Source organism: Oligosphaera ethanolica, from assembly GCF_030814695.1.
Lineage (GTDB): Bacteria > Verrucomicrobiota > Lentisphaeria > Oligosphaerales > Oligosphaeraceae > Oligosphaera > Oligosphaera ethanolica.
Map to the genome: position 1 here is coordinate 2,462,024 of NZ_JAUSVL010000001.1, position 23,710 is coordinate 2,485,733.

Below are 23,710 nucleotides of genomic sequence, written 5' to 3' on the forward strand. Positions count from 1 at the left end.
GTAGCGCGCCATATTGGTTCGTGTTCCTCGGCCTCTTTGGCCCCAGTCGGCGAAGCTGACTGGAGCCAAAGAGGCAATGGAACTATGTGTCTTCCCTTTCCTGTACCTAAGAGCGCCTGCACGTTTTGTTTAGGTTGCTCATTCGGGGCTCCTCCTATGAAACACGCTGCCGCAAAGGTCGGCGGAAATCAAGATCGAATGGCTGGGCGGCGGCGGGCCGTGGGTTTCCTGCAAATTGTCCCAGCGAAGCGCCGGGGTGGTTACTCCTATGAAACACGCTGCCGCAAAGGTCGGCGGAAATCAAGGTCGGATGGCTGGGCGGCGGCGGGCCGTGGGTTTCCTGCAAATTGTCCCCGGTGTTTTCCCCACCGGAGTGGTTACTTACCGATTACGTCTCGCGGCCGTGGAGTGGGCGTCTCGCCCACTCCGACAAGACGGCTCAATAAACCGTCCTCGTCATCCACGCCGACCGTACCCGGCCCGTCTCCCCCGCCGCATGAATAGTTCCTCCTATGAAACACGCTGCCGCAAAGGTCGGCGGAAATCAAGGTCGGATGGCTGGGCGGCGGCGGGCCGTGGGTTTCCTGCAAATTGTCCCCGGTGTTTTCCCCACCGGGGTGGTCACTGACCGATTACGTCGCATGGTCGTCCTCACCCTTTTTTGCGTTTTTTGCGTGGTGGTGGGACGACGGGCTCGAAGACTGTGCGGCGATTTTGTTCCAGGAGCTGCTCGTCTTCCTGGGCTTCAGCGCAGAAGGCGTCCTGGGTCGATGGCGTTTTGGCTGTTGGGTTACTGACGTGGCATTTCCAGCTGCCGTCGGCGTTGAGGACGCGGCCTTTGTGCTGCTGGGTGGAGCAGTAGATTTCGAGCATGCTGATGAGGCGTTTGCGGGCATCGTCGTCGGCGATGGGCACGAGCAGTTCGACGCGGCGGTCGAGGTTGCGGGTCATCCAGTCGGCGCTGGAGATGAAGACTTGGGGTTTGCCACCGCGGTGGAAGTAGAGAATGCGGGCGTGTTCGAGAAAGCGGTCGACGATGCTGACCACGCTGATATTGTCACTCAGGCCGGGCACGCCCGGCCGCAGGCAACAGATGCCGCGGACATTGAGCATGACGCGGACGCCAGCCTTGGCGGCCCGGTAGAGCGCGTCGATCATGTCCTTGTCCGATAGGGAATTGACCTTGATCATGATGAGGCTTTTTTGGCCGGCTTGATGGCGGCTGATCTCGCCGTTGATCATGTCCAGCAGGCGGGTACGGATGCCGACGGGTGCCATGTCGAGCTTGTGGAATTGGCGGAGGGTCGAATAGCCGGTGATGGCGTTGAAGAAGGCCGACGCGTCCTGGCCGTATTCCGGCGCGCAGGTGAAATAGCTGACATCCGAGTAGATGCGCGCGGTGATTTCGTTGTAATTGCCCGTGCTGAAGTGCATATAACGGCGGATGCCATCGCTGTCGCGGCGGACAATCAGGCAGATTTTGGAGTGGGTTTTGAAGCCACGGATGCCGTGGAGGACCTGCACGCCGGCGTCCTGGAGTTCGCGGGCGCCGATGATGTTGCGCTCTTCATCGAAGCGCGCTTTGAGTTCCACCAGGGCGGTGACATTTTTGCCGTTCTGGGCGGCCTGGCAGAGTGCCGCGAGGATCGGGCTGTTTTTGCTGGTGCGGTAGAGGGTGATTTTAATGGCGAGAACGTCGGGATCCGCAGCGGCTTCTTCCACCAGGCGCTGCACGGGCTCGAAGCTCTCATAGGGGTGAACCAGCAGGATGTCTTTGCGGCTAATGGCCTTGAAGATACCCTTGCGCAGATCGGCGCCGGCGGCCTGCCGTGGTTTCCAGGGCTTGCGGCAGAGTTCTTCGAAACCGCTTAGGTCGGTCAGGGCCATGAAGGCGGCGATGCCGGGCGGGCCGGGCAGCAGAAAGCAGCTGTCATCATCCAGGGTGAGTTCCTGTTGCAGGGCCCGCAGGAGCTTCTTCGAGGCGCAATCCTCGATTTCGAGGCGGATGCAGTCGCTGGTGCGGCGGGCTTTGAGGACGCGCTTCATGTCATCAAGGAGTTCCTCGGCGGCGTCGTCTTCGACGGTGAGATCGCCATTGCGGGTGATGCGGAAGGCCACGCATTCGGCGATATTCGCGCCGGGGAAGAGCTGTTCGGCAAAGAGTTTGACGACGTCTTCCCAGAGGACGTAGCGCAGTTCGTCGGGCCGCAGCTCGGGCAGGAAGATGACGCGTGAGAGCATTTGCGGCATGGGCACGACGGCGTAACGCATGCTGCGCGGGATTTCAGGGTGGGGCGCCAGCCGCACGGCGACATTCATGCTCAAGTTGCGCAGCGGTGGAAAAGCCGCCCCATTGGCGATGGCGATGGGCGACAGCAGCGGCAGGATGTCGCGCTCGAAAAGTCCCTGGAGATGGCTGCGGTCGGATTCCGGCAGGTCCTGCGGGCGCAGGCGGCGCAGGCCGGCTGCGGCCAAGGCGGGCTCAATGCTCTCCAGCAGGCATTGGTATTGCCGGGTGCAGAACGCGTGGGCCCGCTCGTTGATGGCCATGAGCTGCTTGGCGGGCGTCGCGCCGGTGATGTCGGTGCTTTGGCTGTTGCTCTGGATCAGCAATTTCAGGCCGCCGACGCGGACCATGAAGAATTCGTCCAGATTCGACCCGGTGATGGCCAGGAATTTGAGGCGTTCCAGCGGCGGTGCCTGCGGGTCGGCGGCTTCTTCGAAGACGCGGCCATTGAAGTCCAGCCAGCTGAGTTCGCGGTTGAAGTAGAGATGCTTGTCGCTGAGGTGGAGCTGTTTCATGATTACATTGTGCTCGGGGGCTACGCGCGCGTCGGCATGGTGCCGATGGCGCCTGGCGATGCTTATTCCTTGACGGCTTTGAGGTCGATGCTGATGCCGTAGAGTGCTTGGAAGAACGCGCCCTTGCGCTGGATGGCCAGGCGCTCCAGGCTTAGCTCGCGGGCTTTGGCGACGGCGATGACGAGCTGTCGGTCGTCACGTTGGACGCTGATTTCCCGCAGCAGCTGGCTGTGGGTGCGGTCGAAACAGTCTGCGACGCGGAGGATGGCCGCGAGCTTGGCGACGTCGATGCGCTGGTCGCGGCTGAGCTCGCAGAAGATCTCGTCGTCAGGCTGGGGGGGATTTTTGCGATGGTAGCGGGCGACGCAGGCGGCGAGCTTTTTGTCGTCGCCGCCAAGGCCGAAGAGATCGCTGTTGATGATGAGGTATTGCGAATGCAGGTGGTGGTTGTGGTTGCTGACGAAGAGGCCGATTTCGTGGAGCAGCGCCGCGACCTGCAGGATCAGCTGGTGGCGCTGGGTCAGGCTGTGTTCGCTGGCGATGACCTTGAAGATCTTGAGGGCGACGTCCATGACGTGTTCAGCATGGGGGCGGTCGAAGAGAAAGTGTTCGCCGATGGCGCAGGCTGAGTTGATGATTTGCTGGCGGAAGCCGCGGTTGCGGGTGCAGCGGCCGATGAGATCGGCGAGGACGCCGTCGCGCATGCCCTGGTTGGTCGCGTAGAGCTCATTGCGCTTGAGGGTTTCGGCGAGGCGCAGATAGCTCAGCAGCGCGGGTGCGAGGGTCTCGGCTTCGGGATAGCTCAGCTGGTATATCTGCACCAGCTGGTCCGAACTGCTTTGCAGTACGGCGGGGATGACGGCGCGAATGTCGGCGATGGGTATGGTCAGCAGGCCGCTGGCGGGCCAGCTCAGCCCCAGAGCGCGTACGCTGGCGCTGATCATGCCGCCGCCGAGGAGGATGTCCCGCCGGCCTTTGCCGTTGAGTGGCCCGGTGATCTGCTGCACCAGGCGTTGCACCTGCTCTTCGAGGACATCGCGGAAGCGCTGGGTCTGCCAGTCGAGTTCGTCGTCTTCCTGAACCAGCCGCATGGCGCCGAAATTGTGGTTGTGGAAAAAGTTCACCTGACCTTTTTCGATGTACAGCACGTCGGTGCTGCCGCCGCCGAGATCGACGCAGAGTACGGAGTTGCTCTTGGTGAGAGGCTTTTTGCCGACGTAAGGCAGGATGCTCAGGTACATGAAGCGGCCGGCCTCTTCGGCGTGAACGACCTCGACCGCCAGATCGGTTGCCACGGCAATCCGGTCCAGGAAGGCATCGCGATTGTTGGCTTCGCGGACGGCGCTGGTGGCGACGACGCGGAGCTGGTCGGGATGCTCCGGCACGCCGTATTCATAGAGGACCTGCTGGAAGGTCTTGAGGACGGCCACGCATTCCTCCATGGTCGTATCGCTGATGCTGCCGCAGGTAAAGGTGTCGTTGCCGATGGCGACATTCTGCTTCAGGCTGTCCAAAATATGCAGGTCGTTGTTGTCATCGACTTGGGCGATCGCCATGCGGATGGCGGTCGAGCCGATATCGATGACGGCGAGGGGGCGGGTACGGGTCGCTTTGCGTTTTGCTTCAGCTTTCGGCATGGAGTCCTCAGTTGCAGAGAGAAACAACGCGGCCCGCCCGGGGAAGCGGGGCCGCAAAAGGGCGACGGCGCAGCTGGCGCGGCGCCATGCTGCCGGCGACGGGCCTTATTTGCCTTTTGCTGCCTGGCAGTGTTGGGCCCAGGCTGCGGCGCCTTGCGCGGTGGCGCGGTCGCCGAGTTTCGCCGTCAGGACCTTGAAGGTCCCGGACAGGCTCGGCATCGCGCGTTCGCGGGCGCTGCGGGCGACTTCTTCGCGGAAGAGCACCGGCATCGCTTCGACCAGTCCGCCGCCGAGGATGACGCGGTCCGGCCCCAGCAGATTGACCACGTTGCCCACGGCGACGCCGAGCCACTGTGCGGCCAGGCGGACGATGGTCTCCACCGCCTTATCGCCCTTCTTGATGGCCTCGGCGAGGCTGCCGCTGCGGATGTTGGCGATGTCGCTGCCGACATTTTTCTGCAGCCACGGCGCGGCGCCGCGTTGCGCGGCCGCAGCGGCTGCCGCCGCGATGGCCAGGCGGCTGGCGACGGCTTCAACGCAGCCGGTGCGGCCGCAGCCGCAGAGTGGCCCGTCGTTGATGACCTGCATGTGGCCGATTTCCATGATGGAACTCTTGGCGCCCATGAGAATCTGGCCGTTGTAGATGCAGCCGCCACCGATGCCGGTGCCGGGGAAGACGCCAATGACGCAGCGGCCTTTGCTGCCGGCGCCGAAGCGGTATTCGCCGTAGGTGCCGGCGTCCACGTCGTTGATGATGGCTGCTGGCCGTTTGAATTCGGCTTGCAGGGCTTTTTTTAGTGGCGCGTTGACCCAGCCGAGGTTGGGCGACTGCAGGATTACGCCCCTCTTGTAGTCCAGCGGCCCGGGGTAGCCCACGCCGATGCCGGCGATGCGCTCGGCGCCGACTGCGGCGTCGGCCAGCGCGCCGCGGATAGTGTCGAAGACCCGGGCGAAGCCGGCGTCCATGCCTTCATTAGCCTTGGTTTTCTGTTTTTTGCTGGCCAGGACGTTGAAGGCCTCATCGAAGATATAGGCGCACATCTTGGTGCCGCCAAGGTCGAAGCCCACCCACACATTCTTGTTGTCAGCCATAGGGGCCATGTCCTTTCGGGGCTTGCTGCTTTGGTGTTGCTGGTCGCCTGCCGCCGTTTGATAGTCGCACGGCTTACAAGCTGCTGAAGAGTTCGTCCAATTTATCAAAGGTGATGGGTTTTAGCAAGACATTATCGAAGTGCTTCATGTCAAAAGAGCTGCGCACTTCGGCGTCGGCGGTGACGGCGACGATTCGCATGGCTCTGAAGCGGTCTTGTTCGCGGATGCGCTCAGCCAGTTGGCTCCCATTCATGTCCGGCATCCACATGTCAGTGAGGAGGACCTCCGGCACCTGCCCATTGCTGAGCAGGTGGAGGACGTCGCGGCCATTGGCCGCAGTCATCGCCGTGACGCCCATTTTTTTGAGCATGGCCGAGAGGACCTGCAGGTTCATGGGCACGTCGTCGGCAATGAGAACACGCAGGTGTTGGTAGCTGCGGCGGGCGCTCTTTGGGGCGGCCTGGCCCCTGCTGGCGTCGGCGGAGCTGCGCTGGGGCAGGACCTTGCCGGGTATGTCGCTGTCTGCCGGATACAGGGTGGTGTAGGGCACGTCGTGCAACGTCACTTGGAATTCGCTGCCCTTGCCGACCTCGCTGACCACGTCAATGCTACCGCCCATGCGCAACACCAGGCGGCGTGAGATGGCCAGGCCCAGGCCCGACCCGTGGTAGATCGTACTGTCGCGGACGGAGTCCTGCTGCTCGAAGGGCTGGAAAATGCGCTTGCGGTATTCCGGGCGGATGCCGCAGCCGGTGTCGGCGACGATGATATTCAGGGTGCCCTTCTGGCTGTCGAGCGGCTTGAAGGAGATGCCGACGGTGATACTGCCGTGGTCGGTGAATTTGATGGCGTTGCCGACGAGATTGAGGAGGATCTGGCGCAGGCGCAGCGTGTCCAGCAGCAGAATCGGTATTTCCGCGCTGTAGTCGATTTTGAAGCGCAGACCTTTTTCATTGGTGCGGTGTTTGAAGATGGCGAGAATTTCCTGGGCGAGGGACGGTATTTCGGTAGGCTGGGGGACAATGACCATCTGGTCGGCTTCGATTTTCGAGAGGTCGAGCACATCGTTGATGAGATTGAGGAGGGCTTTGCCCGCCAAGTTGATGGACTCCAGGTACTCGTTGCGCTCGGTAATGGTCATTTCGCTACCGCGTAGAAGCTCGCTGAAGCCGATGACGGCGTTCAGTGGCGTGCGCAGTTCGTGGCTGACATTGGCCAGGAAATAGCTCTTGGCCTTGTTGGCGTTCTGGGCTTCCAACAGCGCCTGCTGGAGTTTGTGCTGGACGACCTTGGCCTCCGAGATGTCCACCATGGTTTCCAGGATGTAGACGAGTTCTTTCTCAATGAAGATCGGGTGGCTGGTGATGAGGAAGTCACGGTCTTTGACGCGCACTTCCTTGTTGTGGGTTTGGCGGTCGGCGATAGTCAGGGCCAGCGGGCAGTCTTGAGGCCGTTCGTGTTTGGAGCAGAAATTGAGGAAGCAGGGGTCGCTGTAGAGCAGCTCTTCGTCCACCCCGGCGACTTTGATGCCGGCGTTGTTGACGCGCAGGAGCTGGTGGTCGGCGTTGAAGAGCAGGATGGGTATCTGTATCGTGTCGAGAATCAGACGTTTTTCGTATTCGCTGCGGGAGAGTTTCTCCCGGCTATGGCGCCGTTCGAGGATGATCTCGATGATATGCGCTGCTGAAAGCAGCATCTGCTGGTCTTCTGGGCTGAGGCTATTCCGCTGTTCAGGGAAGGCGAAGCCGACGAAGCCCCAGAGTTCGTCGCGGGTGCTCAGAGCCATCCGGCAGATGGACTTAACGCCGGTGCTGCGGAGGATCTCTCGCCATGCTTTGAGAATGGGATTGAACTCGTTGGCAGCGACATCGGAAACGAGCTGCAGGGGTTCTTCATTGAAGTGCTCAAACCAGGGGTTCGCCTTGGGCATGGGCATTTCCGCAAAGGGCTTGGCCTGGCCGATGATCGCTGGCGCCGTCCATTCGATGACGGGGCGGATGCGCGAGTTCGGCCGGTCGAACTGGAAGATGCAGCAGCGGTTGGCGCCAATCCATTTGGCGATAGTCCGTTGCACGTTCTGGAGGGCGACATCGTCGTCGTCACTGAGAATAATTGACTCCAGGCAGGAGTTGAAGAGCCGCTCCTGCTCGACGTAGGTTTCGAGTTGCTCACTGAGCTTGATGCGTTCAAGTTCACGGCGTTTTTCTTCCGTGACGTCGAAGCCCATGACCAGCACCAGTGAGGTATTTTGCGTCTGGACTTGGCGGATTTCGACAGTGAGCTCGTGCTCGCTGCCGTCCGGCGCGCGCAGCTGCTGGCTCTTGCGGATGCTGCCGGTCTTGGCCAGCAACAGCTCTTCCTGCCGGTATTTTTCGGCCAGGGGCTTGAAGACGGCGATTTCGGTGTCGGTGTGGCCGATAATGTCTTTGGCGCTGAGGCCATAGAGCGTCTCGGCGGCTTTGTTCCAGGCGACGTAGCGATAGTCGTCATTGGCATTCTTGGCGGCGATGATGGCCGGGAGATTTTCGAGGATGCCGGTGAGCACGCCGTTCACCTCGCGGAGCTGGTTGCGGCTGTCGTGCAGCTCGGTGACGTCGAAGCAGATGCCCAGCAGCAGATCATGGCCGGATTGGCGGTGGATGCGGGTTTTGACGGCGTGGGCAGTAATGACTTTGCCCGCGACGCAGGGCAGTTCCTCAATGACTTCGAGTTCCTTGCCGGAGCTCATGACCGTGCCGTCGTCGTCGGTGTACTTGTCCGCGTGAAGTTTGGGGAAGAAGTCGTAGTTGTTCTTGCCGATCATGGCGCCATCGGGTAGTCCGAGCAACCGGTGGTAGTAGCGGTTGCTGATGATGAAGCGGTCTTCGTCATAGAAATCCTTGACGAAGAGGACGCAGGGCAGGGTGTCGAGCACGGCCTGGAAGAGGGTGTTGGTTTCCTGCAGTTGGGTTTCGCGGGCGATTTCGTCGCTGATATCGAACACCAGCCCGAGCAGCATTTTTTCGCCGTTGGCGCGGGTGAGGACCTTGCGGAAGAATTTACCCTGGTGGATGGCGAAGTCGTGGCCGACGAAAGGTGCCACTTTCTCGCTGGGTTCGTCCATGCTGGCGGCGTTGCGGTCGTCATCTCTGAGGGCAGCGAGAATGGCCTGCAGGGCGAGGGTGTCCTTGTCGCCAGCGATGTTGGCCAGTCGGGCGCTGTCCGGCAGTGACTGGTGCATGGTGTTGCTGAGGACATGGCTGAACTGGTCATTGATGTTGCTGACGGAGATGTAGCAGGGTAGGTTGTCAATGATTTCCTGTAGCAGCAGCATGGTGTCGTAGTTGAGTTGTTCGTTGCGGCGCAAGTTGGTGACATCGCGGATGTAGCCGATGATTTCCCGCTCGCCGCTGACGGCGTTGCACATGGCGTTGGCCTTGAGCTCAAAGTAGCGGCTGCTGAGACGGTCCTGGTTGCGGAAGGTCAGCGCTATGCAGTCGCTGCCGCCGGAGTGGATGCCCTGCCAGGCGTTCTTGAAGGCTGCCTGGTCCTCGGGATGGACCCATTCTTCCACGGGCAGGACTGTGCCATCGCTGCGCCGGCCCCAGAAGTCGCTGGATACGTCGGCGAGCATGGTGCCGCCGCCGTCGCTGTGGAAGTAGCTCATTTCGGCGACGGCAGCGGCGGCCTGTAGGAAGGAGTTTTGGACGTTAAGCTGGGAGCGCTGGTGGAAATCGTCGGTGTCATCCCGGAAGGCCATGACGGCGCCGTTCAGCTGCTGGCTGCTGTCGTAGATGGGCGCGGCGGTGCCGGTGATTTGCAGCTGGCGGCCATCGCGAGTCTGGAGGCGGAAATGGCTGTAACGGCGAATATCGTGCTCCTGCCGCAGTGCGCTCTGGATGGGATGGACCAGCGGTTGGTGCTTGTTGGCGTCAAGTAGCGGCAGGACATCCATATACGGTCTACCGATGATCTCATCCGTGCAGAGACCGAGGAGTTGACAGCAGACGGTGTTGGCCAAGGTGACCGCGCCGTCTTTGTCGGTGGCCAGAACGGCATCGCCAATGGCTTCTAGCGTGGCCGCAAAACGGTCGGTGAGGGCGGCGCCACGCTGGCGTTCGTGGTGGAGTTCGTCAATGTCGGCGAACACGCAGAGGACGCAGTCGTCACCCAAAACCCGTCGCGGGAGTTTTTGCATGGTGACGCGGTATTGGCGGCCACTGATGGTGAACTCGTGGGTCATGGCTGTGCCGGCCGCCAGTACTGCCAGAATTTTGTCGCGGAAGGCATCGCGGATTGCCGCGGGCAGGTCGTCGAGCGAACGGATACCATTGGCCCACGCCGTGCCTTCGGCCGTGTTCAACTGGCTGAAAAGCACCTGCCCTTTGCCGCTGAAGGCGAAGACCTGCGATGGTATGGACGAGAAAATAATGGTGCGCAGGTGTTTTTGGCGCCAGTCCAGGAGGAGGAAGACCAGAGTCGTGATCAGCGCGGTCAGCGCCATGACCACGACGGGATTGCCCATGCCGATCTGCGCCGCGCTACCGCTGTCAGCACTTGCCGTCCAGCAAGGCGCGCTGAGGCCAGCGCAAGCCAAACCGATGACGGCTGGCAAGGTGCGTACTGGCTTGCGCCATGCGCACCGGGCGCCGGTCGGGATGTAGGAATGTAAAAAAGCCTTCACACTGATTATCACTGGCTATAATTGTTGACAGTAACCAGCCCCGTGCTGACTCTGGGCTGTGCCGCACCGGCAAAGTATAAACTAATGCCGGAAAGTATAGCGTTTTTTCTTCCCGTTCTCAATGACTTTATAGCAGTAGGGGCAAAATAGTCGGAATGCGGGGTTAGTTTTGTGTTTGTATATCTGGTATCGCTGTCGTTGTTGGCGCAGCGCGGCTGTTCAGCGCGCAGCGTGGCTTTGCCAGCGCGTTTGGCGCAGCGCTTCGTAGAGGGCGATGGATACCGCGTTGGCCAAATTATGACTGCGGGCGTGTTCGCCTGGCATTGGAATGGTGTAGAGCTGGTCGGCGTAGCGCTCGTACAAGGCATGGGGCAGGCCGTGCCCTTCGTTACCGAAGATGAGCCAGTCGCCTTCCGCAAAAGTCTGGTCGTAGATGCTCTGGCTGGTCTTGGTGCTGCAGAAAAAAAGCCGGGTGGGGTGGCCATTGCGCTGAAGGAAGTCCTCCCAGTCGTCGTAGAGATGCCAATGCAAATGGGGCCAGTAGTCCAGGCCCGCGCGGCGTAAGTGGGCTTCGTCCAGCGAAAACCCCAGGGGCTTGATCAGGTGCAAGGCCGCGTCTGTGCAGACGCATAGCCGGCCGATGGTGCCGGTGTTCTGAGGTATCTCCGGAGCAACCAGGACGATGTTGTAGCAGGGCTTCATCATGAGCAGCAAAAAAGGGCGGACAAAACCTGGCAGAGAAAAAGGACTCGGCATGAAGAACGCTGGATAAAAAAAACAACCCGTGACGAATCACGGGCTGTCTTTGACGCTAGTTGCGCAGTTTTCGGGTAGCTCGTCTTGCAGGCTGCTGGCAGCCTACGCGCAAGTCACTCATTAACACCGGTACAAACTAGTGTCGAGAACCATACAGTTCCCAGGAGTGGTAACTTAGTAGCGTTTGCTACCGAAGTCGCCACGGGGACGGCCGCCACCGAAACCGCCACCACCAGTGCGGGGCTCGCGGGGTTTGGCTTCGTTGACCGTCAGGGTGCGGCCCATCTGCTCTTTGCCATTGAGCGCTTCGATGGCAGCCTGGGCTTCGTTGTCATCAGCCATTTCCACAAAACCGAAGCCCTTGCTCCGGCCAGTTTCACGATCGCTGATCACACGAGCACTGTCGACCTTGCCGAATTGGGCAAAGATACTTTCCAGTTCTGCATCATTCACGCCGTAGCTCAGATTCCCGACATACAAATTCTTGGCCATTTCAATCTCCACCTACATACATAAGGCATTTGGATCCTTTTTTTTACTTTCTGGATCACAATTTTAGAAAGGGGTCAATCTACGTCTGACCCATTAACCGTGCTTATTCTACCTCTGAAAAAAAGGCCTGTGCAGTAAGAACTTACAAAAGGCACTCGCTAACAGAGGCGAAACAAGCGACAGTTAAACTACAGCCGCAAGAATACAATACAAACGATTTTGCCCAAAAAAATTTTTGGACCCGGGAACCCGTGCGTAAATATGGTCAAATAAAGGACAAAGAACAGGCTTGACGCGTTGTCATCGGTCAGCAATGCTCTTCACATAGCATGCGGCAATCGCCGGCCATGAATTGATTGGTAACCATGCACAAGATCATTGCCGAGGTTTTGAGCACCGCAGGTGCGCCCTAAGATAGCCCAGGGCAAGCGCCCGCAGGGCGCGTCGCCCTGGGTAAGGTGCCCCATCCCAAAAGAGCCCTGAAGGGGCGGCCTAAAAGACCTGTGACGAAAGGCCACTGCGCAAAATTGCCGCAGCAATCAATGAGTTCCATTGCCTCTTTGGCTCCAGTCAGCTTCGCCGACTGAAGCAAAAGAGGCTGAGGAACACGGACCAATATGGCGCGCTACCCAGGGCGGCGCGCGCCTTCGGCGCCGCTTGCCCTGGGCTGGTATGCTTCGCGCTTTCAGCGCTTCTGCCGCTTCGCGGCGGAAATGCACGACGAGAAAAGGCTGCTTGGTTGAAACAACAAGTGCCAAGGATACCGTTAAATGCAGAGCATCGGTTTCATAGGAGTGATTGATAACGGATGCACGGCATGCTTCTCGCTGGCGCGAGGGACGCGACGTGCCGTGCGGATGTGGCGCCCTGGCGGCGCCGCCCCGGGGCGACGCCCGCACCACGGCCGAGAGACGGGCGCGGGAGGGGACAGGTCGGGAACGTCAGCGTGGGGCTGTTCGGGTGTCGTGTGAGGAGCTAACCTCTCGTGACGGTGCGGGCGGGACGCCCGCACCACGGCCGAGAGACGGGCGCGCCTTACGACGCGTTAATCTGGCGAGTCTTTTTTGGAGGCGCAAGGCGCGCAGGCCCCTCTGTAGCCTCACGGCATGCCGTGAGGCACGGCATGCCGTGAGGCCAGCGTAGAGTACCGCCGACCCAGGTTTGGGCTGGGTTGAGGTCGTGGTCGAGGACGGCCAGGTCGGCGTGGAAGCCGGGGGCGATTTTGCCGATGCCGGTGATATTGAGTGATCGCGCCTGGTTCCAGGCGCAGGTCTTGACCAGCTGGCTGAGGGGCAGGCCGGTGAGGGCGCGGACGCGTTTGAGGCCTTCGTGGAAGAGGAGGGTGCTGCCGGCGACCTGCCCGGTTTTGAGGCGGGCGCAGCCATTGCTGACGACCACGGGCAGGCCGCCGAGGCTGTAATCGCCGTCGGGCATGCCGGCGGCGCGCATGGAGTCGGTTATGAGCATGATCTGGTCGCAGCCTTTGACCATGAACAGCAGCTGGATCATTTCGGGGCAGAGGTGGACGCCGTCGCAGATGAGTTCGACAAAGACGTCGCGATGAAGCAGGCCGCCGCCGACGAGACCGAATTTGAGGTGATGCAGTGGCGTCATGACATTGCAGAAGTGGGTCATGTGCTTGAGGCCCAGGAAGCAGGATTGCTTGAAGAGTTCGTAGCTGGCCAGCGAATGGGCGCAGGACGGCATGACGCCCAGCTCGACAAGGTCGCGCACAAAGCTGCACTGCGGGTCGAGCTCCAGCGAATAGGACAGTTTGGCGACCGGATAGAGCGCGTGCAGGCGTCGTACCAGGGCGATGTCGGGCGCCTGCAGGTAGGCTGGGTTCTGCGCCCCGGCGCCCTCGGCCGCAAAAAAGGGCCCTTCGAGGTGGATGGCGGGAATGACGGCGCCGTCGGGATCCGCGCTCATATAGTCCTTGGCGGCCTGGAGAGAACGGGCTAGTTCCTCTTCGGGCAGGGTGAGGGTCGTGCCCAGGAACGACGTGACGCCCTGGCTGAGCTTGTGCCGGGCGATGCCGCGGACGGCGGCGGGCGTACCGTCGCAGAAATCGTGCCCGTCGCAGCCGTGGGTATGGATGTCGAAAAAGCCCGGCAGGAGATAGTGTCCGGCGAGGTCAATGACCTGGTCGGCGGCGGGCAGGGCGTCGCCGGGATTGAACAGTGCGGCGATGCGCGCGCCGTCAAGCAGCACGGCGGTATCGGCGCAATCGACGTCCGGCGAGATCACGTGGGCATTGACGAAGAGAGTTTTCATGATCGGCACCGCTGTTTCAGAGAGTCGCTATGCTGTCTTTGGTGTAGACGATCTGGGAATTGGGGTGTTTGAGGAGGAACGACGCGGGCAGTTCCGGCGTGACGCGGCCGGATTTGATCACGCTCAGCGGCCGTTCCTGTTCCTCGAAGCAGGCCAGCAGCAGAATCTGTTTGGCGGCGAGGATGCTCTTCATGCCCATGGTGATGGCCTTGGTGGGGACCATGGACGGATCGTTGTCGGCGGTGAGGCGGGCGTTGGTGGCGATGGTGAGCGGTTCCAGGGCGATGACGCGGCTGGGCAGCGCGGCGAAGTCGTCAGCGGTGATGATTTTTTCGCTCATGGGCTCGTTGAAAGCGATATGGCCATTGAAGCCGATGCCAAGCAGCTGCAAATCCAGGCCGCCATGGCGGGCAATCAAGTCGTCGTAGCTGGCGGCGTTTTGTGCCGGGGGAAAGAATGCCCGGGCGTGGTCAAAGTGGCGTGCGGGCTGGAATTTAGAGAACAGCTTCTCGTCCATGTATTTCCGGTAGCTCAGCGGGTGTTTTGGGGGCACTTCGCGGCCATCGGCGGTGGCGTATTCATCGAGGTTGCAGGTCATGAGGCCGCTGAGGTCGGTGTTGTGGTCATTGAACATTGCGGCGAGGAGCTCATAGAGCCTGATCATGGTATTGCCGGTGGCGAGGCCCAGCAGACAGGTGTTTTTCTGCCGGAGGCACTCGCAGGTCTTGTTGAAGATCAGCTCGGCGCCGAGTTTGCTCATCTCTTCATAATTTCTGACAGCGGTCCAGGTGGTCATGGCGTACTCCTGCGAGGATATCCGGCAAGGCCGCCGGACGGGCTGGGCACAGTGCATTGGCAACGGCCTTTGGGCGCGCCGCGCACAAGAAGCTATCCGAATTGCCGGGGAATGCAAGCGTGGTCAGCCCAAAATGCCGCGCCTGGGTAACCGGTCAGCGATTGATAATGGCCGGTCTCAGAGGACGACTGGGACTATGGGGACGACTTGGCGACTGCGCGCACTGTGGCGAGGACTCACGGACTCATGAGGCATGGTCCCATGGATTGGACCGTGAGGACTTTCTGGACCATGGGGAAGGACGCCTTGGACACCGGGGACCGGTTGTGGACTGCATAGACGCCGTGGACTGACCGGCGGTGTCCATAGTGTCCATGGTGTCCATAAAAACGCCCAGTGTCCCGCCAGTCAAGAGGCGGCACTGGCAGCCGGCTATTCTCAATCACTGACCGATTACGCGCCTGGCGTGGCAACGGAAGTATAGTAGGCGGACCGTACTGGCCATAGCATCATGGCCGGCAGCAACCAAAACTCAATCACGAGGTGCGGAAGATGATTCGTGAACTTTGCAGCTTCACCATCGGCGAGGAATTTGCGCAAATGCGGTCCATACCGGTTGCCATGGGCGCCGGTCGCGAGGGCGCGACGTTGTTTGTGCATTCGCAGAACCCCAACATCGATCCATGGTCCGAAGCTTTTAATTACGCGCGCGATACCCTCAAGATGACTCTGATCAGCGACAGTGGCAAGGTGCTCTGGCGCCGCGACCTGGGCTGGGGGTTGGTACCGGGCATCTGGTACTCGCCGGTGCTGTCATTTGACCTCGATGGCGACGGCGTGGACGAAATCTGGTACGTCGGCAACACCCGCCCGAATCTGCCGTTGACGACCTACTACCGCGTGCTGGAGCGCATCGACCCGCGCAGCGGCGAGGTCACCGGCCAGTGGCCTTGGCCGCCGTACCCGCGCAATGAAAGCATGAGCCACACCTACCGCTACACCCTCGCGGCGGGTTACAGCCACGGCGAGCCCGTGCTCATCACCGCCCAGGGCACCTACCACGACATGCACCTCCAGGGATATCAAGCTGGCATGAACAAACGCTGGGAGATTCTCATCCCCGGCGATGCGCCCGGCGCCCGCGCCAGCCACGTCTTCCCCATCCTCGACATGAATGACGACGGCGTCGACGAGATCTTCTGGGGCGAACGCATCCTCAGCGTCGACGACGGCCACGAGCTGTTCTGTTGTGACCGCGACCGCTTCAATGCCCACTCGGACATCGTCGTGCCCTTCATTGATCCGGCCGACGGCCGGAAGTACATCTACACTTGCCGGGAAGGCGGCGGGGCGCCGCGCGTGGTCGCCTACGATTTCAACGGCAACATCATCTGGAGCGCGGTGGAAGCCGGCCACATGCACAAAGGCTGGGTCGCCAACATCGGCGAAAACCGCCGGCGCATTGCCATGGCTATGAGTCTGGCCTTGGACGCCAAGGGCGGCGATATTCACAAGAGCACGCCAATTCTCTATTACTATGACGCCGTCAGCGGCAAGCCCGTCGATTTCACCATGCCCTTCCCAGGCTGCCATCTCATGCCCATTGATTTCACCGGCGACGGCTATCACGAATTCTTCGGCACCGGCGGCGACGCCCTCGGCAAGTGCTACGACCGCTTTGGTAAATGCCTGGCGACACTTCACGGCGAGGACAAAGCGCAGGTGGTCCGCTCCGGCAAGATCCTCGACCGCCCAGGGCAGCAGCTGATGCTCGCCTACGGCAAGGAGGGCGTCGTCCGCATCTGGGGCGACGACGCAGCTACTGGCGAGGACGATCCGCTCTGCAAACGCTACCACCGCTTCATGCAGCACATGATGGCATCCGGCTATAACCACATCAACAGCGTCCAATCCTGCGGGATGTGACGCATCGCCCGCTCTGCGGCAATGGCTTGATCACGCCCATTGCCCCAATCAGCCTTGTCAACGGCTCCCAGCGCGCCAACTCCGCGTTGGGGGCTTTTTTTGTTGGCGGCGCCCGGCGGCGGCGCGGCGCTGATGTCCAGATGTTATTATAAAGCGAAATGCATCATCGTTATCGCATCTGAACACACGCCATGGACGCCGCCGGGCATGAACAGCGACAGCACAGACAAAGAGTTGATTGACGCGTATCTTGCTGGTGCCGACGAGGCGTTTGCGTTGCTTTACAACCGCTACAAACGCCAGGTGTACGGCTACTTGAAGAGCTTCGCACCAGGCGCCGATGCGGACGATCTTTTCCAACAGACCTGGATTCGTGTCAGCAAGAAACTGCACCGCTACCACTGTGAGCAGAAGTTTCAGGCGTGGCTTTTTCGCCTGGCGCGAAACATTGCCCTGGATCATCTGCGAGCCGTCAAACGCAAGAGCCGTTATGAGATTCTGCCGGCCGGCGAGCAAGCGCCCGATGCAATTGACGATCGGGAAGAACCATGGCAGGCAATGAACGATGAGGAAATGCGTGCGCAGCTGGCGAGGGCATTGGCACAGCTCAGTCCAAACCAGCGCGCGGTCTTTGCAATGCGACAGAAAAACGTCTCGTTCAAAATCATCGCCGAAGAGCAGGGCTGCCCCATCGGCACCGTGCTGATGCGCATGCACTACGCGATGAAAAAGGTCCGCACCGCTTTGCAGCGGGACGGTGTCGACGAGGAGCCAAGAGATGAATAAAAACACCAAGACCTGTGATGACTACAGCGCCGAAATCGGCGCCGGCGCCGGCGTACTGTCCAAAGAGCTGATGGAGCATTGCATGCAATGCCGCGACTGCCGGCAGGAACTGAAACGGCAGCTGGCCGCCGCAGATCACGACAGCCTCCCGGAGATACCTACGGGGCTGGATCTGCGAGTGCTGGCCGCCTGCCGCGAACCCCTGGATTGGTACTGGCAGCCGCGGCTCTTGCGCCCCTTGCTCTTTGCCGGCTGCGCCGCCGCCGCGCTGTGGATGATGTCGCTCATGCTCGAAACCGCACCAGTGCCGGGTAACAACGGCCGCAGCGGCAAGACCGATCTCCTTGCCGGCGACTGGGATGGCAGGGGCATCATGGAACAAATCGAGTGGATTGGCATGGCCATCGATCAAACCCGCACGGACATGGCCGGCGATTGGATCGACAATGATACCGCAATCAACGTGACCAACGAGGAACAAGCAGAGGAAAGCAGGAGCCAACTATGAAGATCAGTACCGCCAGTCTGAAAATCTGTGTCGCCGTTTGTGTGCTTGGATGCCTTACGCAGTCGGCCCCGGCACAGAATGCCGATGCGGGCATCGCCATGAAGGACTTGCGCGTGCTGCTCAAAGACGGTGACACGCCGCCGCACTTGGCCAGCGAATGGCTCGCATCTGCATCCCAGGACGACCGCAGCAAACTCCAGGACCTGATCCGCAACAACCCCGAAGAGGCCAAGGCCTTCCTCAAACAGAAACTCGACGAGCGCAAAGAACAGCGCCAGGCCGCGCAGAAGGCCATTTTCCAGGCCGCGCAAGCCGTCCGTCAATGCAAGAACGACGCCGACAAGCCCGCTCTGCAGGCCACCTTGCGCGAGCTATTGGCCGACGACTTCCGGCGCACATCCGACGACATCGCCGTGCGCATCCGCTCGCAGGAACAGAACCTCGACCAGGCCCGGCAGGAATACAAGCAGCGCGTCGACAACGCTGAGCAGATGATCAACGAGCGCATGGAAAAAATGCTCGTGCCCAAGGCCAACGGCGCTGGCAAGGGGCCACGCAAAGACATCAAGGGCCAGAACAAAGGCCAGAAGGGCGGCGCCAAAGGCCAGAACAAGGACGGCGCCAAGGGCCAGCGCAAGGGCGGCAAACAGCAGAAGGCCGCCGACGCCCCGGCAGTGCCCGCCGCTGATGACGAATTGGCCGACTGAACAAGGCAGAGCCGGCGTGGCTGATGGCCCGCCGGCATTTCTGGGTGACGCCAACGGGGAGCAACGACTATGCCGCGATCGACCCATCACTTCCGGCGCCGCCTGCGCCTCCAGCTCTGCGTTGTTGTCGCCACGCTGGTGTCTGCCGCGCTGTTCGCGGTGGATGTCAGTTCGCCCTACCGTAAAGACAGCACGGTGCCGGTGCATTCGGAGATTGACCGCATACTCGCCGCGCACTGGGAGCGCCTCGGTTTGGCCCGGCCCTGCGAGGCGTCCGACGCCGTTTTCGTGCGCCGCGCCACTCTTGATCTCTGTGGTCGCCTGCCGACGAACGACGAAGCCCGCGACTACGTCGCCAAGCAGGATCCCGACAAGCGCCGGCAGCTCATCGAACGTCTGGTCAATAGCGAGGGCTTCATTGAGTACTGGAGCCTGCATTTCTGCGACCTGCTGCGGGTCAAATCAGAATTTCCCATCAATCTCTGGCCTAACGCCGTGTACGGCTACCAGCGCCGCGTGCAGCATTTTCTGCGCGAGAACGAGCCCTACGACCACTTCGTCAAGTCCCTGCTCTTGGCCACGGGCAGCAACTTCCGGGTCCCTGAAGTGAATTTCTACCGGGCCACGGCCAATCGCCGGGCGGCTGGCCTAGCCCGGGCCGCGGCGCTGACCTTCATGGGCGCTCGCAGCGACCAGTGGCCAGAGATCGAGCAGCAGCGGCTGGCGGCGTTTTTCGACTGCGTCGCCTGCAAAAGCACCAAGGAGTGGAAAGAAGAGATCGTCTACCTCAAGGAGCGCGACACCGAGCTGGTCTTGACCCGGCCCGACGGCAAAGTCGTGCGCGTTCCTCCGGGAGCCGATCCCCGCCAGGTTTTCTACGACTATCTCCGCGAGGACGGCAATCCCTACTTCGCGCGCGCGCTGGCCAATCGCGTCTGGTATTGGCTGCTGGGCCGGGGCATTGTTCACGAAGCCGATGATTTGCGGGCGGACAACCCGCCGCTGATCCCGGAGCTGCTGGACGCGTTGGCGGCGGCGCTGGTCACTTCGGGTTACGATCTGCGCTATCTCTGCCGGCTGGTGGCCAGTTCGGCGGCCTACTGCAGCGCGTCCTGTCCACCGCCGGAATATGCCCAGCCGGACTTGGCCCGCGAGCATTTCGCGGTCTTCGCTCTGCGGCGGCTTCCAGCCGAAGTGCTTGATGACGTCATTTGCGATCTCACGGGCGTTTCGAGCAGCTATTCCAGTGTCATTCCTGAGCCATTCACCTACGTGCCACCGGAAGCGCGGACCATCGCGTTGGCCGACGGCTCCATCAGCAGCTCCTTTCTGATTCTCTTTGGGCGGCCCGCGCGGGACGACGGCGTCCTCGCCGAGCGCAACAACGGCATCAACGGCAAGCAGCGGCTGTATCTCTTCAATTCCGGTGATTTGTACCGCAAGCTCGGCCGCATTGGCCAGCGCGACGACTTCAAGGGCCGGCCATTCCTGCAGAACATCCCCGCCCTTTACTGGCTGTTTTACTCGCGGCCACCCACGCGGGACGAATATCAGCTGCTGCGCGACGAGTGGTCCCTGCAGCCCGGTGGCAAGGCCCGCTGGCGTTTCCAGCAGGACCTCGCCTGGGTATTCATCAATACCAGCGAATTCCTTTATCAGCATTGATCTGCCACGACCATCCAGGAGCGCTTCGCCATGAACATCATCCGCGCCATAGCCTTGCTCGTCTGTTGCCTGGTCGCTGGCCTGCACGCCGCTGGTGCCCGCAAGAGCGCCCGCTCCGTGATTGAGATCTGGGTGTGGGGCGGCCCCTCGCAGCTGGAAACGTTCGATCCCAAGCCCAACGCGCCCAAGGACTACAACAACGGCCTCAAGGCCATTCCTACCAATGTCCCCGGCATTGAGATCGGCGAGATGCTGCCGAAACTGGCGCTGCAGGCCGACAAGTATTCCATCATCCGCACCATGACTCACCCCCATCGCGGCCATGAAACCGCGACCTACCTCATGCAGACCGGCCGCGAGCCCGGCGATGGCAAAGTGTACCCGGCCATCGGCGCCGTCATCGCCATGTTCAAGGCCAAGGAGTACCAGGGCGACATCCCGCCCTACGTCATCCTGACCATCCCCAAGGGCCGTTTTTCCGAAATCGGCTTCCTCAGCGAGGAATACAGCCCGCTGGTGACCGGCGGCAACCCCAGCCAGGCCCGTTTCATCGTCGATGGCATTGTTCCCCCCGGCGGCCTCAGCAGCAAGGAGCTCGGCCAGCGCTTTGCGCTGCTTGATAAGCTCGACACGCTCCGCCAGCATGCGCCGGCCGCCTGCCCCGAGCTCCAAGCCTTTGCCGAAGCCGGCACGTACGCTCGCAAGGTGATCGAAGGCGATGCCGCCAAGGTCTTTGACCTCAGCCTCGAAGAGGCCGCCATGCGCGACCGCTATGGCCGCAATTCCGTTGGCCAGTCGTGTCTGGTGGCCCGTCGCCTGGTGCAAGTCGGCGTGCCCTACATCACCATCAATGCGCAGGGTTGGGATTCCCATAAGCGCCATTTTGAAACCATGAAACAGCGCACCGCCGAAATGGACCAGGCTTTTGCCACGCTCCTGCAGGACCTCGCTGAAAAGGATCTCCTGGACAGCACGGTCATATGGTGGTCCGGCGAATTCGGCCGCGGCCCCAAGATCGACTGGGAGGCGCCGTGGAATGGTGGCCGCAATCATTACTCGAAATGCTTCTCGGCGGTTGTCGCCGGCGGTGGCTTTGCGGGCGGGCGCGTCGTCGGCGTGTCGGATGAGGTCGCCGGCGAGGTCGTCAGCCGCCCAGTGGCGCCGCAGGACCTGCTTGGCAGCATTTACGAGCTTTGCGGCATCGACCCTGACGGGCCACTGCCCAATCCCATCGGCCTGCAAAGCACCGTGCTGCCCCCGGCATCGCCGGCCGGTCGCCTGAAAGAGCTGTACGTTCATAGCGAGGTGAAGCCATGACGCCATCGCAGCGAACACACTATTTGCGAGTGTTACCGGCGATGCTGCTGCTGCTCATGCTTGTCGGCGGCAGCGGCGACGCGTTGGCCGCCGACCCCTTTGTCGGCTATGTCTATCCCTGCGGCGTCCAGGCCGGCAGCAGCGCGCGGCTGCTCCTCGGCGGGCAAAACCTCCAGGGCGTCCAAGGCGGCATCGTCACCGGCGAGGGCGTCAACATCAGCAAGATCACCATCGTGCCGAATTTTCCGCGTGCTGACAGCCGTCAGCGCAAGTACCTCTTGGCGTGGATTGCGGACATCGAAAAGGGCAACAAGGCGCCGCCACCGCTTCCGGACAGCACCGACGGGTGGCGCGAAAATGCCTGGTGGCAGAAACTCCACGAGCTCGCGCCCATGGAATTGCGCCTCGTCCTCAAGGACCTCCACACCATCCCCAACGCGCTGCAGGCGTCGCCGGCCATCCGTCAGCTCGTCATCGTTGATGTGGCTGTCGCGGCGGACGCGGCGCCTGGCGAACGCGAGTTGCGGCTCTACGGACGCGGCGGCATATCGGCGCCGAAACTCTTCTATGTCGATGCCGCGCCGCATTGTCCCGAGCCCAGCTATCGCGCGCCCGACGAAGAGCCGGCGGCCACGCCGCGCGTGGCAGCCGTCCCCGCCGTGTTGGACGGCCAAATCCTGCCGGGTGAGACCGACCGCTTTGTGGTCGCCCTCAAGGGCGGCCAGTCCTACCGCTGCGCACTCTACGGACGGCGCCTCCTGCCTTTCATCGGTGACGCCGTCCCGGGCCATTTCCAGGCCGTCCTGCGGCTGCTTGATGCCACGGGCCGTGAAGTCGCGTTCGCTGACGACGAGTACTTCGATCCCGATCCCGTCCTCCGTTTCGCCTGCCCAACTGCTGGCGACTATACCCTGGAGGTGCGCGACAATCTCTACCGCGGTCGCGAAGACTTTGTCTACCGCGTGGACATCAGCCTCGGCACGCGCCCCTACCCCTTCACCGCGCCGCCATGGCCGGCGTTGCCGCAACTCAGTGACGACGACGCCGGCCGGCAGCCCCGCGACGGCGCGACGGCGCAGGTCATCGCCGGCACCATTGCCCGGCCCGGCGAAACGGACAGCGTGCGCGTCATCGGCAGAAAGGGCGCCGCCGTCGTTTTTGACCTCGCCGCGCGCCGTTGCGCATCGCCACTGGACGCCGTCATGAGCATTCGCGGGCCGGACGGCAGCGTCATTGCCACCGTAGACGATCATCCCGTGCCTTTCAACGCCGGCACCTGTCTGCAGTACGTCGATCCCTATCTCATGACCACCTTTCCCGCCGATGGCATCTACGACATCCAGATCCGCGATGTCACTGGCGCTGGCGGTGTCGACTACCGCTACTGGCTACGCATCGGGCCGCCCCAGCCGTCTTTCTTGGTCTACACCACCAAGTCGTCCTTGAGCCAGCCCAACTACAGCTTGCTGACCTTTGTCGCCGCCCGCCTCGACGGCTTTGTCGGTCCCATCACACTCGCCAGCAAAGAGCTGATCTTCACTAGGGGCAACGTTATCCCCGCCGACAAGGACAGGGTTACCCTGCCAGTGCGCTGCCCCGCTTTTCACCATTATTCGCGGCCATGGCCAGCGAGCATCAGTGCTAGCGCCGAGGGCAGTGGCCAGCCGCTGCACGGCGATGTTATCCCTGCCGATGAATGCACGCAGGCGTTCGCCTACACCCACCTCCTGCCCGTTGCCTCGCTCTACGTCAATGCCAGCACCCGCCCGCCGGGTGAACAGCGCGCCATGAAACAGCAGCGGGAAAAAGATCAGGGCGCCAAAAAATAGCCGTTTAATGCCGTCGCCTGCCGTCGCTTTTTGTAGGGGCACCCACTATCGCCTCTTGCGGCGACGGCTGTTTTTTGCGGTTCGGTCAGTCTGGTCGGCTGTCTTTTTCGCGGACGGATCGGACGGATCGGACCGATCCGTCTGTTTGATCAGTCTGATCAGTCTGATCAGTCCAATGATCTTAACTTTACGATTTTCCCGGCGCTTGTTGTTTCATCCAAACAACCTTATGTCATTGCGGCATTTATTGCCGCGAAGCGGCAGAAGCGCTGAAAGCGCGAAACATACCAGCCCAGGGCAAGCACGCTGAAAGCGTGCGCCGCCCTGGGTACAACGGCGTCTATGTTCGTGTTCCTCAGCCTCTTTGGCCCCAGTCGGCGAAGCTGACTGGGGCCAAAGGGGCACTGGAACTCATTGACTGCTGTTGAATTTTGCACTGTTATCCTTCGTCGAAGGGGTC

18 protein-coding genes are annotated in these 23,710 nt (G+C 61.5%); 8 read left to right on the forward strand and 10 right to left on the reverse strand.

Annotation, left to right across the window (positions count from 1 at the left end; translation table 11 throughout):
* Positions 1 to 154 precede the first annotated feature (154 nt).
* From J3R75_RS08400 to rbp, 8 genes are all read right to left on the reverse strand, one after another.
* On the reverse strand, positions 155 to 346 hold the full coding sequence (locus J3R75_RS08400; RefSeq protein WP_307261083.1) for a hypothetical protein: 192 nt from the start codon (positions 344 to 346) through the stop codon (positions 155 to 157).
* A gap of 31 nt (positions 347 to 377) precedes the next feature.
* Positions 378 to 590 carry a hypothetical protein gene (locus J3R75_RS08405; RefSeq protein ID WP_307261084.1) on the reverse strand — a complete coding sequence of 71 codons (213 nt, stop codon included), beginning with the start codon at positions 588 to 590 and terminating at the stop codon, positions 378 to 380.
* 61 nt (positions 591 to 651) lie between these two features.
* The gene (gene ppk1 / locus J3R75_RS08410; RefSeq protein WP_307261085.1) at positions 652 to 2,802 is read right to left on the reverse strand and encodes a polyphosphate kinase 1; all 2,151 of its coding nucleotides are present in this window, start codon (positions 2,800 to 2,802) and stop codon (positions 652 to 654) included.
* Between the two features lie 62 nt (positions 2,803 to 2,864).
* Complete coding sequence (locus tag J3R75_RS08415) at positions 2,865 to 4,439, reverse strand: Ppx/GppA phosphatase family protein (protein ID WP_307261086.1); 1,575 nt, start codon at positions 4,437 to 4,439, stop codon at positions 2,865 to 2,867.
* 105 nt (positions 4,440 to 4,544) lie between these two features.
* Entirely contained in the window at positions 4,545 to 5,531 is a 987-nt protein-coding gene (locus J3R75_RS08420; protein WP_307261087.1) for an ROK family protein, read from the reverse strand.
* Between the two features lie 73 nt (positions 5,532 to 5,604).
* Positions 5,605 to 10,194, reverse strand: coding sequence for a PAS domain-containing protein (locus J3R75_RS08425; RefSeq protein WP_307261088.1), 4,590 nt, complete (start codon positions 10,192 to 10,194; stop codon positions 5,605 to 5,607).
* A gap of 219 nt (positions 10,195 to 10,413) precedes the next feature.
* Complete coding sequence (locus tag J3R75_RS08430) at positions 10,414 to 10,950, reverse strand: tRNA (cytidine(34)-2'-O)-methyltransferase (RefSeq protein ID WP_307261089.1); 537 nt, start codon at positions 10,948 to 10,950, stop codon at positions 10,414 to 10,416.
* 174 nt (positions 10,951 to 11,124) lie between these two features.
* Positions 11,125 to 11,442 (reverse strand): RNA-binding regulator, encoded by a 318-nt coding sequence (rbp, locus tag J3R75_RS08435; protein WP_307261090.1) that lies wholly within the window; start codon positions 11,440 to 11,442, stop codon positions 11,125 to 11,127.
* Between the two features lie 617 nt (positions 11,443 to 12,059).
* Between rbp and J3R75_RS08440 the strand changes: the two genes are divergently transcribed.
* Positions 12,060 to 12,185 carry a hypothetical protein gene (locus J3R75_RS08440; protein WP_307260077.1) on the forward strand — a complete coding sequence of 42 codons (126 nt, stop codon included), beginning with the start codon at positions 12,060 to 12,062 and terminating at the stop codon, positions 12,183 to 12,185.
* Between the two features lie 292 nt (positions 12,186 to 12,477).
* Here J3R75_RS08440 and nagA read toward each other — a convergent pair whose 3' ends face one another.
* On the reverse strand, positions 12,478 to 13,716 hold the full coding sequence (nagA, locus tag J3R75_RS08445; protein WP_307261091.1) for an N-acetylglucosamine-6-phosphate deacetylase: 1,239 nt from the start codon (positions 13,714 to 13,716) through the stop codon (positions 12,478 to 12,480).
* Between the two features lie 16 nt (positions 13,717 to 13,732).
* Positions 13,733 to 14,512: a glucosamine-6-phosphate deaminase gene (locus tag J3R75_RS08450; protein ID WP_307261093.1), complete on the reverse strand. Its 780-nt coding sequence runs from the start codon at positions 14,510 to 14,512 to the stop codon at positions 13,733 to 13,735.
* Between the two features lie 552 nt (positions 14,513 to 15,064).
* On the opposite strand from J3R75_RS08450, the gene J3R75_RS08455 reads away from it, so the two are divergent.
* The 7 genes from J3R75_RS08455 to J3R75_RS08485 all read left to right on the forward strand — a co-directional run bounded on the left by J3R75_RS08455 (position 15,065) and on the right by J3R75_RS08485 (position 23,250).
* Entirely contained in the window at positions 15,065 to 16,438 is a 1,374-nt protein-coding gene (locus J3R75_RS08455; protein ID WP_307261094.1) for a hypothetical protein, read from the forward strand.
* Between the two features lie 207 nt (positions 16,439 to 16,645).
* Positions 16,646 to 17,224: an RNA polymerase sigma factor gene (locus J3R75_RS08460; protein WP_307261095.1), complete on the forward strand. Its 579-nt coding sequence runs from the start codon at positions 16,646 to 16,648 to the stop codon at positions 17,222 to 17,224.
* Entirely contained in the window at positions 17,217 to 17,732 is a 516-nt protein-coding gene (locus tag J3R75_RS08465; RefSeq protein ID WP_307261096.1) for a hypothetical protein, read from the forward strand. Before J3R75_RS08460 ends, J3R75_RS08465 begins: the two co-directional genes overlap by 8 nt.
* A complete protein-coding gene (locus tag J3R75_RS08470; RefSeq protein ID WP_307261097.1) occupies positions 17,729 to 18,439 on the forward strand; it encodes a hypothetical protein in 711 nt (236 codons plus the stop codon). The genes J3R75_RS08465 and J3R75_RS08470 overlap by 4 nt, the downstream gene beginning before the upstream one ends.
* Before the next feature lie 69 nt (positions 18,440 to 18,508).
* Complete coding sequence (locus tag J3R75_RS08475) at positions 18,509 to 20,104, forward strand: DUF1553 domain-containing protein (RefSeq protein WP_307261098.1); 1,596 nt, start codon at positions 18,509 to 18,511, stop codon at positions 20,102 to 20,104.
* A gap of 30 nt (positions 20,105 to 20,134) precedes the next feature.
* A complete protein-coding gene (locus J3R75_RS08480; protein ID WP_307261099.1) occupies positions 20,135 to 21,421 on the forward strand; it encodes a DUF1501 domain-containing protein in 1,287 nt (428 codons plus the stop codon).
* Entirely contained in the window at positions 21,418 to 23,250 is a 1,833-nt protein-coding gene (locus J3R75_RS08485) for a hypothetical protein (protein ID WP_307261100.1), read from the forward strand. The genes J3R75_RS08480 and J3R75_RS08485 overlap by 4 nt, the downstream gene beginning before the upstream one ends.
* The last annotated feature ends 460 nt before the right edge of the window (positions 23,251 to 23,710 follow it).